Genomic DNA, 13255 nt, shown 5'->3' with positions numbered 1-13255 from the left:
CCGTGGCTAGACACTTTGAGGGAGGCAGGGCTTGCTCAAGAAGGCCGAAGACGAGGTGCTGAGCGCCTTGGTAGCGGCGTTGACACGTGCTTACGATGGCGGCTCTTCGGTGGCGGGCCAATCCCTCGAGCAGCGTCGAAGGATAGCAGTCGCCGCCCTTCGCCGAATCCGATCGTTTGAACGACGGAGCGTGTCATTCGATGATCGCGTCCAGGACCTCGCGAAGGCGCTAGCTGATTATCTGGAAGCCAAACCTGATTTGGTCGGTCCACTGATGAAGGACTACCAATTTGTCGCGGGTGGATTGCTCGACAGTTACACGATCGCTGGTGACTCTTGACGTTGATAGGCGATCGCTAAGCCTCCACATCCGGCCTTGCCGCCGCATCAGCCGGCCGCGTCTGCTTCAGGAATCTCGCGCAGATAAATCCGAGCACCACCATCACCGCGGCGGCCGAGACTAACGTTGCGGTCTTGCCGGCATGTTGAAGACCAAAACCGTAGGCGATCGGGCCGACGGTCTGCCCCATGAAGAAGAAGAACGAGTGCAGCGACAGCGCGGTGGCGCGCGCCTCGACCGAAAGCTCGCTGGCAAACACCTGCAGGCAGCCGTGGATCATGTAAAAGCCGAGGCCCATCACCAGCAGGCCCGCCATCTGCAGCTTCCAGTGCGGCCCGAACGCGACGCCGACGAGCTGGATGCCGACCAGCGTTGCGCCGACGACCATCATGCCTCTCACCCCGATCCACGGCAGCAGGCGCGATACCGTCAGCGTGTAGAGCAAGCCGCCGATCGCAAAGCCCGCGATCACGATGCCCGCGATCGACAGCGAGCTCTCGCCGAGCTCGAACAGGAACGATGCGATGAAGGGAAACAGCCCGAGCACGCAGCAGCCTTCGACGAAAACCGCCGAGTAGCAGATCCGCGCGTTCGGGTTGGTGAAGATGGTGCGATAGCCGTGGCGCAGCGCCTTCAGGCTGGTTCGCGGCGGGCGATTGAGGGCAGCGCCGCGGAAGCCGGCCGCAACCGCCAGCGCGACGATGATCACGAGGCCGCCGAGCACCGCGAGCACGCCGCGCCAGCCGAGCAAATCGCCGATCAGGCCGGACGCCGTCGCGCCGAGCAGATTGCCGGTCATCGAGCCCGCGAGCGTTCGCCCGATCGCGAGCTGCCGCTTGTCGGGGCCGACGAGATCGCTGGTCAGCGACAGCGCGACCGGAAACACCCCGCCCGAGCCGATGCCGGCGAGGATGCGGGTGACGAACAGCATCGGGAACGAGGTCGAGAGCGCACCGAGGATGTTGGCGACGCCAAGCAGCGCGAGGCAGATCGTCATCAGCCGCGCCTTGCCGAACAAATCCGCGGCGGCGCCGATCGCCGGCTGCACCGCGGCGAAGGTGAAGGCGAACACCGCGGCAAAGCTCGCTGCGGTTGCGATGCCGACACCGAAATCGTCCGCGACGTGCGGCAGCACCGGATCGAGCGCGCGTACCGACAGGCTCGCCGCGAAGGTCGCCAGCGTGATGACGTTGAGGGCCGGCGGCATGCCGCTGGTTGCGGTCATGTCGTCGTCACCTCCGTCAGGCCGCGGTCTTGGCCAGCGCGTCGAACTGCATCAACCGCTTGACGAGGGCTTCGAAGTCGCGGAGCGGCACCATGTTCGGACCGTCCGACGGCGCGTGATCCGGATCGGGATGGGTCTCGATGAACACGCCGGCGACGCCGACCGCGACCGCGGCGCGTGCCAGCACCGGCACGAATTCGCGTTCGCCGCCCGACGAGGTGCCCTTGCCACCCGGCTGCTGCACCGAATGGGTGGCGTCGAAGATCACCGGCGCGCCGGTGGTGCGCGCAAGGATCGGCAGCGCGCGCATGTCTGACACCAGCGTGTTGTAGCCGAACGACGCGCCGCGCTCGGTAACCAGGACATTGGCATTCCCGGCGCCGGTGATCTTGCTGACCACATTCGCCATGTCCCACGGCGCCAGGAATTGGCCCTTCTTGACGTTGACGACCTTGCCGGTCGCGGCGGCTGCCACGAGGAGATCAGTCTGCCGGCACAGGAAGGCCGGGATCTGCAGCACGTCGACCGCCTGCGCCGCCTCGGTGCACTGGTCGGGCTCATGCACGTCGGTCAGCACGGGCAGCCCGAGCGAGGACCGGATCTCGGCGAAGATCGGCAGCGCCTGCTTCAGCCCGACGCCGCGCGCGGCCGACGCGCTGGTGCGGTTCGCCTTGTCGAACGAGGTCTTGTAGACCAGGCCGATCTTGAGCCTCGCCGCGATCTCCTTCAGCGCGGACGCCACTTCAAGCGCATGTGCGCGGCTCTCGAGCTGGCAGGGACCGGCGATGATCGAGAGGGGCAAGGCATTGCCGAACTTGGCCGATCCGACGGCAACGATCGGTGCGGCGGCCTGCGTGGAAACCTGATTGGTCAAAATGCTGCATCCTGTTTGGTAGCGACCATGCAATCCCGCGCCGGATCGATCAAGCCATCCCGCACCATGAGGGGGTTGCGCTGACGCCGTAGGTGCGCCGTGCTATCACAATCCTGCCCCAACCGCCCCTGTAGACTGACGCGGAACGGATTCCCAGTGAGGCAGAACATGCGCATTTCGCTTGTCATCGGAGCCGTGGCCGCCATGTCGGCGATCTCGGGCCTGGCCCATGGCCAGGCCAGCAGCCAGCCCGGCGTCGTCACAAGCGGCGCCGCCGGCGTCATCGTCAACGGCAAGCCGGCCGCCCGCAGCGGCGACACCACCAGCAATGGCGGTCCGCTGGTCGAGGGCGTGCCCAACGTCCTGATCAACGGCAAACCGGCGGTGGTGATGGGCGACCGCACGCATTGCGGCGGCAAGGCGACCTCGGGGAGCCACGGCGTCTTCATCAACGGCAAGCCGATGGTCCGCGAAGGCGACCAGACCTCAGGCTGCCCGCAATAACGCGCCACCGCAGCGGCGCTGTCAAAATATCGAAAACAACCCCATGCAAAGGAGCAGGCGACTTTCGGCGTTCGAAGGTAGCTGTCGACAAGGTGGCTTGACCCGTCGGGCAAATCAGGGATATATTTCCAGTATTCCGAAATCGTGCAGCCTCCCCCGCAAGGCTTACGCAACTGGCGACGTCCCGGCGTGACGAAGCTATTTTGCGCTGAAGCGACAAGGCAATCCATCGCTCGCAAATGCGATGCCAATGGATTGCTTCGACGGCAGTCGGCGTTACTTCACCGATGAGAACGCGGTCGGCACCAGAAGCTGGTTTTCGATGGTGAGAACGATCTGGCCGTCCTCCTCGGTCTTGGCGCGCGCGGCGATCCATTCCGGATCGGTCTGGAATGCGGTCCATTTCTTCTCGCGCTCGGCGAGCGATTCCCAGGCCAGCAGATAGGTCAGGTCCTGGTTGGATTCGCCGACCAGCGTCGTGAAGAAGCCAGCCTGCCTGATGCCATGCTTGTCCCAGAGCTTCAACGTGACGGTCTCGAAGCGCTTGAGCAGTGCCGGCAGCCGGCCCGGCAGGCAGCGATAGACGCGGGTCTCGTAGATCATTGGCGGTCCTCCCAGATGTGGTGCGGACGGTTATAGCCAGCGGGTTCCGGGCTGTCTTGAGGGGGCGCCAACATGGCACCCCTGCTCGCCCGCGGCGGCCATTTCCGCAATGTTGTTGCAATGTGACTTGCCCTAAAACCGGCTGTTGGGAGCAGGACTGAGAGGACATGCGGATACTGCTGGTTGAAGACGAGGCGGAGATGGCGGCCGCGCTGTCGCAGGCGCTGAAGGGCTACGACATGGTGGTCGACCACGTGCCGACCCTTGCCGAGGCCGAGGAGGCGATTTCCGCGGACGTGCATGGCGCGGTCCTGCTCGACCGCCAGCTGCCCGACGGCGACGGCCTCACGCTGATCCCAAAGCTGCGCGCCAAGGCCGACGGCGTTCCGATCATCGTGCTGACCGCGCGCGGCGACCTCGCCGACCGCGTCAGCGGGCTCGACAGCGGCGCCGACGACTATCTGGCGAAACCGTTCGCGGTCGAGGAGCTTCTGGCGCGACTGCGTGCCGTGCTGCGCCGGCCCGCCGGCCTGCAGCTCGAGATCATCAAGGCCGGCCGGATGGCGTTCGATTGCAGCCACCGCGAGGCCAGCGTCAACGGCCGCCCGCTCGACCTGCCCCGGCGCGAGCTGCTGGTGCTCGAGACGCTGCTGCGCCGGCTCGGCCGCACCGTGCTGCGCGCGACGCTCGAGGAAGCCGTCTACAATTTCGAGGACGAGATCCAGTCGAACGCGCTCGATGCCCATGTCTCGCGGCTGCGGCGCAAGCTCGCAGATACCGACGCCGGCGTCGAGATCCACAGCATCCGCGGCGTCGGCTACCTGCTCAAGCAGGTGTCATGAGCGAACCCGCCGACCACTATTGCTTGCGCTCGCAACTGAGCTGGCGGCTGGTCGCGCTGCAAGCCGTCCTGCTGACGGGACTCGTGCTCACGGTGCTCGGCGCGCTGTGGGCGTCCGGCTTCCTGCTGGTCAACCGGGACGAGGAACGCATCATCGACGTCGTGCAAGCGGCGGTCGCGCGCAACGCGCAGGGCGAACTCGTGCTGCGTTCGACCGACGATCTCAACAAGCTGCGCGCCGAGTTTCCCGATCTTTGGTTCGCCGTCCGGGACCGCGACGGGCACACGCTGACCGAAGGCGACGTGCCGCCGGATTTCGCGCGGATCGGCAATGCCCTCGATCATATCAGCCAGGCGCGGCTCGGCTATCAGATGCTGGAGGACAGCCCGGGCAAGCCCGCGGCGCGGCTCAAGCGGGTCAATACGGATGCGGGAAACGTTCAGATTCTCACCGCGACGCAGGGACGGATGACCGGCACCAAGGCGTTGTTGGTGATGGCGGTGACGTGCCTGGCCAGCACCCTGCCCGGCCTATTGCTGATGGCATGCGCCACCTTCATCGCAACGCCGATGGTGGTGCGGCGCGCCTTTGCCGGCCTTGAGACCGCGGCTGACGAAGCCCGCCGGATCGACTTCCGTCAGCGCGGCAGCCGGCTGTCGGCCGACCACCTGCCGCTCGAGGTCGCGCCGCTGGTAACCGCCGTCAACGACGCGCTGACGCGGCTCGACGACGGCTATTCGCGCCACCAGCGCTTCGTCGCGGACGCGGCGCATGAATTGCGCACGCCGATCGCGATCCTCAACACGCGTCTGGAGTCGCTGCCTTCAGGGCCAGAGAAGACCCGTCTGCTCGAGGACTCGGCGCGGCTTGCGACATTGGCCGAGCAGCTGCTCGACATCCAGCGCTTCGACCAGTGCCGCAATCCGTTCGGGCGCGTCGATCTCGTCGCGGTCGCGCGCAATGTCGCTGCCGATCTCGCGCCGCTGGCGATCGCGGCCGGCTACGAATTGTCGCTCGATAGCGCGGCCGATCGGGTCGACACGATCGGTGACCGCGCCGCGCTGGAGCGCGCGCTGACCAATCTCGTGCAGAACGCGATCCAGCATGGCGGCCGTCGCGGCACCATCACCATCCATGTCGGCAGCGCCACGACCATCGACGTGACGGACGAAGGCGACGGCATTCCCCGGGATCAGCGCACGCGGATATTCGATCCGTTCTATCGTCTTGCGCCGCAAGACCGCGGCGCCGGCCTCGGGCTGAACATGGTGCGCGAGATCGCGAGGCTGCATGGCGGTCACGTCTCCGTGCTCGACGGACCGAGGGGCGGCGCGTGCTTCCGCCTCACATTGCCGCCGGCACCGTACGCATCGTGATGCCCGAGAGCTTTCCAGCAACATTGCGCAATGCTGACGCAATGCAGGTCCCGCAAAGAAGACAGCGCGCCACGCAATCGAGTCGCGGCGCTGCGACACTTTGCTGGGAATCCCAATGGCACATGATCTGCTCTCTTTCTTCACCGCGTGGATGGCAGCCCCCGGCCGCGTCGGCGCCATCGCACCGTCAGGCGCGGCGCTCGCCGAACTGATCACGCGTGACATCAACGCCAACACCGGCCCGGTGCTCGAGCTCGGCCCGGGAACGGGCGCCTTCACCTATCAGCTGCTGAAGCGCGGCGTGCGCCAGCAGGACCTGACGCTGATCGAATACGGCTCGGATTTCATGCGGCTGCTGCAGCTGCGCTTTCCCGGCGCGCGCGTGCTGTGGATGGACGCAGCAAGGCTGGCGTCGGAACGGCTGTATGACGGCGCGCCGGTCGGCGCGGTGGTCAGCGGATTGCCGCTGCTCAACATGTCGCCGCGCAAGGTGATCTCGATCGTCGGCGGCGCGTTCAGCTATATGCGTCCCGGCGCCGCGTTCTATCAATTCACCTATGGGATGCGCTGCCCGATCCGGCGGCCGATCCTCGACCGGCTCGGCCTGCGCGCGACGCTGGTCGATCGCGCGCTTCTCAACGTGCCACCCGCCGCGGTCTACCGGCTGACGCGACGTCCGCAATACAGGCTGTTGACGCGTGACACAGCGCCTGCGGCCGGCACCAATGTGACACCGATCAAGCAAGAGCGCCGGGCCAACGAGGACTGCGCCGCCGTGTGACGGCGCAGCTGACACCTAAAGCCTGATGAGACGAGGTTGAGCTGTAGCGGCGTCGAAAGTTCACCTCTCCCTTGGGAGAGGTCGATTTGCGCAGCAAATCGGGTGAGGGGTTGCGGTCTATCGAGAGAGCAAGAGCCCTCACCCGGATTGCTGCGCAATCCGACCTCTCCCCGCCGGGGAGCGGTGAAGCAAGACCGCGCCAAGCCGATTCAACCAAAACTTATAGCGTCTCAGACCAGCCGGCTCTGCTTCGCCGCGGCTTCGATGAACGAAGCGAACAGCGGATGCGGTTCAAACGGCCGCGACTTCAGCTCGGGGTGGAACTGGACGCCGATGAACCAGGGATGGTCCTCGTATTCGACGATCTCGGGCAATACGCCGTCGGGCGACATGCCGGAGAAACGCAGGCCGTGCTGCTCGAGGCGGTCCTTGTAGGCGGTGTTGACCTCGTAGCGGTGACGATGCCGCTCCGAGATTTCGGTCGCGCCGCCATAGACCCGCGAGACGCGGCTGCCGCGGTTGAGCGCGGCAGGATAGGCGCCGAGCCGCATGGTGCCGCCGAGGTCGCCGCTCTGCGAGCGCTTCTCGAGCTCGTTGCCGCGCAGCCATTCGGTCATCAGGCCGACCAGCGGCTCCTTGGTCGGGCCGAACTCGGTCGAGTTGGCGTTCTCGATGCCGACCAGATTGCGCGCCGCCTCGATCACGGCCATCTGCATGCCGAAACAGATGCCGAAATACGGCACGTTGCGCTCGCGCGCGAACTGCGCTGCGCGGATCTTGCCCTCGGCGCCGCGCTGGCCGAAGCCGCCGGGCACCAGGATGCCGTTGACGTGCTCGAGGAACGGCGCCGGGTCCTCGTTCTCGAACACCTCGCTCTCGATCCAGTCGAGATTGACCTTCACCTTGTTGGCGATGCCGCCATGCGACAGCGCCTCGATCAGCGATTTGTAGGCGTCCTTCATGCCGGTGTACTTGCCGACGATGGCGATGGTCACCGCGCCTTCCGGATTGCGGACGCGCTCATTGATCACGTGCCAGCTCTGCAACGCCGGTGGAAGCTTCGCCGTGATGCCAAACGCGGCCAGCACCTCGTCGTCGAGCCCGGCGGCGTGATAGGCCTCCGGCACGGCGTAGATGTTGTCGACGTCGCGGGCCTCGATCACGGCGCTCTCGCGCACGTTGCAGAAAAGGCCGAGCTTGCGCCGCTCTTCCTTGGGGATTTCGCGGTCGGTGCGGCACAGCAGGATATCCGGCTGGATGCCGATCGAGCGCAGCTCCTTGACCGAGTGCTGCGTCGGCTTTGTCTTGAGTTCGCCGGCGCTTGGAATGTACGGCAGAAGTGTCAGGTGAATGTAGACGGCATGATCGCGCGGCAGCTCGTTCTTGAGCTGACGGATCGCCTCGAAGAACGGCAGGCCTTCGATGTCGCCGACGGTGCCGCCGATCTCGACCAGCACGAAGTCGTACTCGTCGTTGCCATCAAGCACGAATTCCTTGATCGCGTTGGTGACGTGCGGGACCACCTGGATGGTCGCGCCGAGATAGTCGCCGCGGCGCTCCTTGGTGATGATGTCCTGATAGATCCGCCCGGTCGTGATGTTGTCGGCCTTGGTGGCCGGGCGACCGGTGAAACGCTCGTAATGGCCGAGATCGAGATCGGTCTCGGCGCCGTCGTCGGTCACGAACACTTCACCGTGCTGATACGGCGACATCGTTCCGGGATCGAGGTTGAGATAGGGATCGAGTTTGCGAAGGCGGACCTTGTAGCCCCTGGCCTGCAGCAAGGCGCCGAGCGCCGCTGAAGCCAGACCCTTGCCGAGCGAGGAGACCACGCCGCCGGTGATGAATATGTACCGCGCCATGGGACTTTACCTTTAAGCCGCTTCCTGCGATTCGCAAAACGAATCAGCTGTTCCCGGCAAACAAACCACCGGGCTGTGGGTTATGCTAAATTGAGAGCGATTTCAGACTATTGATGGGTATTCCTGATGCAGGACGCCAGCGGTGCATCCTGCATGGCCACCCCGCTTTATTGCGACCGTGGTGCCTGCGGGCCGCTCGGAGCCTGCTGGCCCTGCTGCTCGTCGGTCTTCTTCAGCGAATCGAGGATGCCGCCCGAGGTCGGGGGCGTTAGCGGCGTGCCGCCGGCCGGCTGGGTCTGCGCCGGTGCGCCGGTGCCGATGATCGAGCTCGGCTTGCGGTCGTAGCCGGCGTACCAGGACAGGAACAGGCTGGTCACGAAGAAGCCGACCGCGAGGATCGCGGTGGTCCGCGTCAGCAAATTCGCGGTGCCGCGGCTCGACATGAAGCCGGCTCCGCCGCCCATGCCGAGGCCACCGCCTTCGGATTTCTGCAGCAGGACGGCGCCGATCATGACGGCGACGATCATGAGATGAATAATGATAACGACAGTCTGCATCGCAAGCCTTCCGTCATAAGCCGCCAAGCGGCCAGACAAACGGCGCTATCGGCTTTGCGGTTTTCGTGAAGTCGCGCTCTGTTACACGATTGGACCGGGCATTGTCACCCCCGAGATAGTCGCATCGGCTGACATCACAAGCGACGCCGATCGCACTCCGCCGCATCTTGATCGGTACCAGCCAATTCCATTATAATAGACGAATGGATACTTTGGTAGACGACCTGAGCCAACGCCTGGCGCTGCGGATCAAGCTCGAACGCGATGGCCGGGGCTGGTCGCTGGCCGAGCTTGCCGAACGCGCCGGCGTCTCGAAGGCGACCATCAGCAAGATCGAGCGCGCCGAGGTCAGTCCCACCGCGGTCGTGCTGGTGCGCCTCGCATCGGCCTTCGACCTCACGCTGGCCGGCCTGATGCTGCGCGCCGAGGGCCAGGGTGAGCGGCTGTCGCGTGCCGCGACGCAGCCGCTCTGGCGCGATCCGGAAACCGGCTATCTGCGCCGCCAGGTGTTCAGCCGCCCCGATCATCCGGTCGAGCTGGTGCGGGTCGAGTTACCGCCGAAGCAATCCGTCACCCTGCCCGCCTCGTCCTATGCCCATATCCGCCAGCTGGTCTGGGTCTTGAGCGGAAGCCTCGTCATCACCGAAGGCGGCGCGCGCCATCTGCTCGCGACCGGCGATTGCTTCGGCTTCGGCCCGCCGGCGGAAACGACCTTCGCCAACGAGACCAACACCGGCTGCACCTATGTGGTCGCCCTTGCCCGGAGCTGATGCATGCCGCACTTCGCCATCAAGCCACTCGCCGATGAACCCGGGATTCGCGATGCGCTCAGCGAGCTGTTGATCGAAACCGTCGCCAGCGGCGGCTCCGTAAGCTTCATGCATCCGCTATCGCCGGACGACGCCGACACATTCTGGCAGGATTCGCTCGGCGCCGCGGCGCGCGGCGAGCGAATCGTGCTCGGCGCATTCGACGGCAATGATCTGGTCGCCACGGTAACCCTGCTGCTCAAGCTGCCGCCGAACCAGCCGCACCGCGCCGAGATCGCCAAGATGATGACACGCCTCACCCACCGCAACCGCGGCGTGGCAACGGCTTTGCTGCGCGCCGCCGAGCAGCTTGCAATCGCGCACGGACGCACGCTGCTGGTGCTTGACACCGCCGAAGAGGACGGTGCCGCCCCACTCTACGAAAAAATGGGATTTCAGCTCAGCGGCCTGATCCCGGACTACGCGCTGAAACCGCATGGCGGCCTCACCGGGACGTTGATCTACTGGAAGCGGATCGGCGCGGCAACGTAGCCCGAAGCGTCATTGCGAGGAGCGAAGCGACGAAGCAATCCATCGATCCACAAATGGATTGCAGCGCTTCGCTCGCAATGACGTGGGTGGAGCGCCGTCCCGCTAGCAGCCCGCAGCGATCGCCAGAAAGTCCGATGCCTTCAGGCTGGCGCCGCCGACCAGGGCGCCGTTGACGTTGGCGACGGCCATCAGCTCGGCGGCGTTCGACGGCTTGACCGAGCCGCCATAGAGGATCCTGATCTTGTTTCCCTCGCCCTTGAAGCGATCGGTGAGCTGACCTCGGATAAACCTGTGAACTTCCTCGACATCTCCGGCGGTCGGCGTCAGCCCGGTGCCGATCGCCCAGACCGGCTCGTAGGCCACCACCAGGTTGACCGCGGTCGAGCCGTCGGGCAGCGAGCCGGCCAGCTGGGTGCCGCAGACATCGAGCGTCTGGCCGGCGTCGCGCTGCTCGCGCGTTTCGCCGATACAGACGATCGCGGTCAGCCCGGCGCGCCAGACGGCCTCCGCCTTCTGCCGAATCAAGGCGTCGGTCTCGCCATGGTCGGCGCGCCGCTCGGAATGCCCGACGATGATGGCCGTGGCGCCGAGGTCCTTGAACATTTCCGCCGAGAGGTCCCCGGTGTGGGCGCCCGATGCCTTCGGATGGCAATCCTGGGCGCCGACGGCGACCTTCGAGCCCCGCGCCTTGTCGGCAAAGGCCCCGACCAATGTCGCGGGCGGACAGACCAGCAGATCGGCCTTCCCGGCGACATCGCCGGCGCCGGCCAGCATCGCGTCGAACTCGGCAAAGGAGGATTTCAGGCCGTTCATTTTCCAGTTGCCGGCGATCAGCGGCCGGATGGCGTCGGTCATGTCGGATTTCCCATCATTCAGGCGTCCCCCTGCGCTATCAGAGCCGAGCGGCGACTTCCAGAGCGCGGCTTCGCGCCTGCCGTGCGACGCTTGCGCCCGCGCGCCCGAGGTTGCGGGGGGGCTTCGGCCACTTTATAAGCCTTTTCAATTCGGTGACGCCCTGCTGCCGGACAAGAAGTCCCGACTTTTGGTCCCACTTGGGCACGATCCGGTTCCCCTCCTGCAAAACAAGTTGGACCCATGCTTCGAGGAATGCGGAAAGCCTCATCAAACTGGCTCGGCAAGACGATTATGGCCGCGGTGATGGGCGTTTTGATCGTCAGTTTCGGAATTTGGGGCATTGCCGACATCTTTAAGGGGTTTGGCCAGTCGACCTTCGCCAAGGTGGGCGGGACCGAAATTTCGGCCGAGCAGTTCCGCCAGATCTATACCGACCGCCTGCAGCAGCTCGGCCGCCAGTTCGGCCGTCCGCTGACGCCGGACCAGGCGCGCGCCTTCGGGATTGACCGACAGGTGCTGCAGCAGACGCTTGCGGAAGCCGCGTTGGACGAGGAAGCGCGCCGCACCGGCCTCAATCAATCCGATGCCGAGGTGCTGCGCACGATCTACAACGATCCGAACTTCAAGGGCCTCAACGGCCAGTTCGATCCGCAGCGCTTCCAGTCCGTGATCCGCAACTTCGGCTACACCGAGGGCCGCTACATCGCCGAGCAGCGCCGCGTCGGCCTGCGCCGGCAGATCGCGGGCACCATCTCGTCCGGGATCGAACCGCCCAAATCGATGGTCGAGGCGCTGACCCGCTTCCAGAACGAGCAGCGCTCGATCGATTACGTTACGCTCGGCGCCGCACAGGCCGGCACCATCGATCCGCCCTCGCCCGAGGCGCTCGCCGCCTATTTCGAGGACCACAAGGTCCAGTTCCGTGCGCCCGAATACCGCAAGATCGCTTTCGTCGCGATCACGCCGGAGGAAATCGGCAAGTGGGAAACCGTGTCCGACGAGGATGCCAGGAAGATCTTCGAGGAGCGCAAGGACCGGCTCAGCACGCCGGAGAAGCGCGAGGTCTCACAGATCGTGTTTCCGGACGCCGGCGAGGCGCAGGCCGCCCGCGCCCGCATCACGTCAGGCACCTCGTTCGACGACATCGCCAACGAGCGCAAGCTCAGTCCGGCCGACGTCAACCTCGGACTGGTCGCGAAGTCGGCGATCCTCGATCCGGCCGTCGGCGATGCGGCCTTCTCGCTGCCTGCGGGCGAAGTCAGCCAGCCGGTCCAGGGCCGCTTCGGCATCGCGCTGGTCAAGGTCGGCAAGATCGAGCCCGGCGTGACCCCGAGCTATGAGAGCCTCGCACCACAGGTGAAGAACGAGATCGCGACCGAGCGCGCCCGCGCCAAGGTCGCCGAGCTGCGCGACAAGATGGAAGACGAGCGCGGCGGCGGCTCCAGCGTGATCGACGCGGCGCAGAAGCTGAAACTGACCGCCGTCACGATCGACGCGGTCGATCGCTCGGGGCGCCTGCCGAACGGCCAGGTCGCGTCAAACATCCCGCGCGGCCTCGACGTGGTGTCGCAGGCCTTCAACAGCGACGTCGGCGTCGACAACGACCCGATCCAGTTCAACAACGGCTATGTCTGGTACGACGTGCTCGGCATCACGCCGTCGCGCGAGCGCACCCTTGACGAGGTCCGCGACCAGGTCGAGGCCAAGTGGCGCGACGACCAGATCTCCGCCAAGCTGCGCGCCAAGGCGACCGAGATCGTACAGAAGCTCGACAGCGGCGCCAAGCTTGCCGATGAGGCGGCCGCTGCCGGCGTCAAGGTCGAGACATCGGCGAACTTCAACCGCGAGGCCTCGCCGGCCGGCGTGATCGCGGCAGCGTTCCGCACCGCCAAGGATGGCGACGGGCAAACGTCGACCGCTGGCGGCAGCCAGTGGGTCGTGTTCCGCGTCACCAACGTGACGGTGCCGCCGGTCGACTTCGCTTCCGACGCGGCCAAGCAGCTCACCGAGGCGCTGCGGCGCTCGCTGAGCGACGAGCAGGTCGCGCAATATGTCAGCAAGATCGAGTCCGACATCGGCGTGACCGTCAACCAGGCAGCCTTCGCACAGGTGACAGGCGCGAATAATTGAGCATG

General features: G+C 65.7%; 14 protein-coding genes. 8 read left to right on the top strand and 6 right to left on the bottom strand.

The window, feature by feature from the left end:
* The first annotated feature begins 31 nt into the window (after positions 1–31).
* A complete protein-coding gene (locus ACTUWL_RS33080; protein ID WP_106940309.1) occupies positions 32–340 on the top strand; it encodes a hypothetical protein in 309 nt (102 codons plus the stop codon).
* 16 nt (positions 341–356) lie between these two features.
* Here the strand turns inward: ACTUWL_RS33080 and ACTUWL_RS33075 are convergent, their stop codons facing one another.
* Complete coding sequence (locus tag ACTUWL_RS33075) at positions 357–1565, bottom strand: MFS transporter (protein WP_021079250.1); 1209 nt, start codon at positions 1563–1565, stop codon at positions 357–359.
* A 16-nt stretch (positions 1566–1581) separates the two neighbouring features.
* Positions 1582–2439: a 3-deoxy-8-phosphooctulonate synthase gene (gene kdsA, locus ACTUWL_RS33070; protein ID WP_021079249.1), complete on the bottom strand. Its 858-nt coding sequence runs from the start codon at positions 2437–2439 to the stop codon at positions 1582–1584.
* Positions 2440–2607: 168 nt separating this feature from the next.
* Between kdsA and ACTUWL_RS33065 the strand changes: the two genes are divergently transcribed.
* Positions 2608–2943, top strand: a complete 336-nt coding sequence (locus ACTUWL_RS33065; protein WP_021079248.1) for a PAAR domain-containing protein — start codon at positions 2608–2610, stop codon at positions 2941–2943.
* A gap of 276 nt (positions 2944–3219) precedes the next feature.
* Here ACTUWL_RS33065 and ACTUWL_RS33060 read toward each other — a convergent pair whose 3' ends face one another.
* Positions 3220–3546, bottom strand: coding sequence for an NIPSNAP family protein (locus ACTUWL_RS33060; RefSeq protein ID WP_021079247.1), 327 nt, complete (start codon positions 3544–3546; stop codon positions 3220–3222).
* A 167-nt stretch (positions 3547–3713) separates the two neighbouring features.
* Between ACTUWL_RS33060 and ACTUWL_RS33055 the strand changes: the two genes are divergently transcribed.
* The 3 genes from ACTUWL_RS33055 to ACTUWL_RS33045 all read left to right on the top strand — a co-directional run bounded on the left by ACTUWL_RS33055 (position 3714) and on the right by ACTUWL_RS33045 (position 6545).
* On the top strand, positions 3714–4388 hold the full coding sequence (locus tag ACTUWL_RS33055; protein WP_021079246.1) for a response regulator transcription factor: 675 nt from the start codon (positions 3714–3716) through the stop codon (positions 4386–4388).
* The gene (locus ACTUWL_RS33050; protein WP_021079245.1) at positions 4385–5764 is read left to right on the top strand and encodes a sensor histidine kinase; all 1380 of its coding nucleotides are present in this window, start codon (positions 4385–4387) and stop codon (positions 5762–5764) included. Before ACTUWL_RS33055 ends, ACTUWL_RS33050 begins: the two co-directional genes overlap by 4 nt.
* Before the next feature lie 115 nt (positions 5765–5879).
* The gene (locus ACTUWL_RS33045) at positions 5880–6545 is read left to right on the top strand and encodes a class I SAM-dependent methyltransferase (protein WP_021079244.1); all 666 of its coding nucleotides are present in this window, start codon (positions 5880–5882) and stop codon (positions 6543–6545) included.
* Between the two features lie 230 nt (positions 6546–6775).
* Here the strand turns inward: ACTUWL_RS33045 and ACTUWL_RS33040 are convergent, their stop codons facing one another.
* Positions 6776–8407, bottom strand: coding sequence for a CTP synthase (locus tag ACTUWL_RS33040; protein WP_021079243.1), 1632 nt, complete (start codon positions 8405–8407; stop codon positions 6776–6778).
* Between the two features lie 167 nt (positions 8408–8574).
* Entirely contained in the window at positions 8575–8964 is a 390-nt protein-coding gene (secG, locus tag ACTUWL_RS33035; RefSeq protein WP_021079242.1) for a preprotein translocase subunit SecG, read from the bottom strand.
* Between the two features lie 203 nt (positions 8965–9167).
* Between secG and ACTUWL_RS33030 the strand changes: the two genes are divergently transcribed.
* Together ACTUWL_RS33030 and ACTUWL_RS33025 are read left to right on the top strand one after the other, a co-directional pair.
* Positions 9168–9734, top strand: a complete 567-nt coding sequence (locus ACTUWL_RS33030) for a helix-turn-helix domain-containing protein (RefSeq protein ID WP_021079241.1) — start codon at positions 9168–9170, stop codon at positions 9732–9734.
* Between the two features lie 3 nt (positions 9735–9737).
* A complete protein-coding gene (locus ACTUWL_RS33025; protein WP_021079240.1) occupies positions 9738–10265 on the top strand; it encodes a GNAT family N-acetyltransferase in 528 nt (175 codons plus the stop codon).
* Positions 10266–10367: 102 nt separating this feature from the next.
* On the opposite strand, the gene tpiA is transcribed toward ACTUWL_RS33025, so the two are convergent.
* Positions 10368–11120: a triose-phosphate isomerase gene (tpiA, locus tag ACTUWL_RS33020; protein ID WP_021079239.1), complete on the bottom strand. Its 753-nt coding sequence runs from the start codon at positions 11118–11120 to the stop codon at positions 10368–10370.
* A 240-nt stretch (positions 11121–11360) separates the two neighbouring features.
* On the opposite strand from tpiA, the gene ACTUWL_RS33015 reads away from it, so the two are divergent.
* Positions 11361–13250 (top strand): peptidylprolyl isomerase, encoded by a 1890-nt coding sequence (locus ACTUWL_RS33015; protein WP_035651570.1) that lies wholly within the window; start codon positions 11361–11363, stop codon positions 13248–13250.
* Positions 13251–13255 lie beyond the last annotated feature (5 nt).

This window comes from Bradyrhizobium sp. WCU1 (assembly GCF_053474805.1).
The sequence above is the reverse complement of the archived record's forward strand: the minus strand, read 5'-3'. Positions and strand labels throughout refer to the sequence as shown.

Excerpts from the sequence above, each read along its gene's own strand:
- ACTUWL_RS33075 (WP_021079250.1), bottom strand. The coding sequence starts at position 1,565 with ATGACCGCAACCAGCGGCATGCCGCCGGCCCTCAACGTCATCACGCTG.
- ACTUWL_RS33065 (WP_021079248.1), top strand. The coding sequence starts at position 2,608 with ATGCGCATTTCGCTTGTCATCGGAGCCGTGGCCGCCATGTCGGCGATC.
- ACTUWL_RS33060 (WP_021079247.1), bottom strand. The coding sequence starts at position 3,546 with ATGATCTACGAGACCCGCGTCTATCGCTGCCTGCCGGGCCGGCTGCCG.
- ACTUWL_RS33055 (WP_021079246.1), top strand. The coding sequence starts at position 3,714 with ATGCGGATACTGCTGGTTGAAGACGAGGCGGAGATGGCGGCCGCGCTG.
- ACTUWL_RS33050 (WP_021079245.1), top strand. The coding sequence starts at position 4,385 with ATGAGCGAACCCGCCGACCACTATTGCTTGCGCTCGCAACTGAGCTGG.
- ACTUWL_RS33045 (WP_021079244.1), top strand. The coding sequence starts at position 5,880 with ATGGCACATGATCTGCTCTCTTTCTTCACCGCGTGGATGGCAGCCCCC.
- ACTUWL_RS33040 (WP_021079243.1), bottom strand. The coding sequence starts at position 8,407 with ATGGCGCGGTACATATTCATCACCGGCGGCGTGGTCTCCTCGCTCGGC.
- secG (WP_021079242.1), bottom strand. The coding sequence starts at position 8,964 with ATGCAGACTGTCGTTATCATTATTCATCTCATGATCGTCGCCGTCATG.
- ACTUWL_RS33030 (WP_021079241.1), top strand. The coding sequence starts at position 9,168 with ATGGATACTTTGGTAGACGACCTGAGCCAACGCCTGGCGCTGCGGATC.
- ACTUWL_RS33025 (WP_021079240.1), top strand. The coding sequence starts at position 9,738 with ATGCCGCACTTCGCCATCAAGCCACTCGCCGATGAACCCGGGATTCGC.
- tpiA (WP_021079239.1), bottom strand. The coding sequence starts at position 11,120 with ATGACCGACGCCATCCGGCCGCTGATCGCCGGCAACTGGAAAATGAAC.
- ACTUWL_RS33015 (WP_035651570.1), top strand. The coding sequence starts at position 11,361 with ATGCTTCGAGGAATGCGGAAAGCCTCATCAAACTGGCTCGGCAAGACG.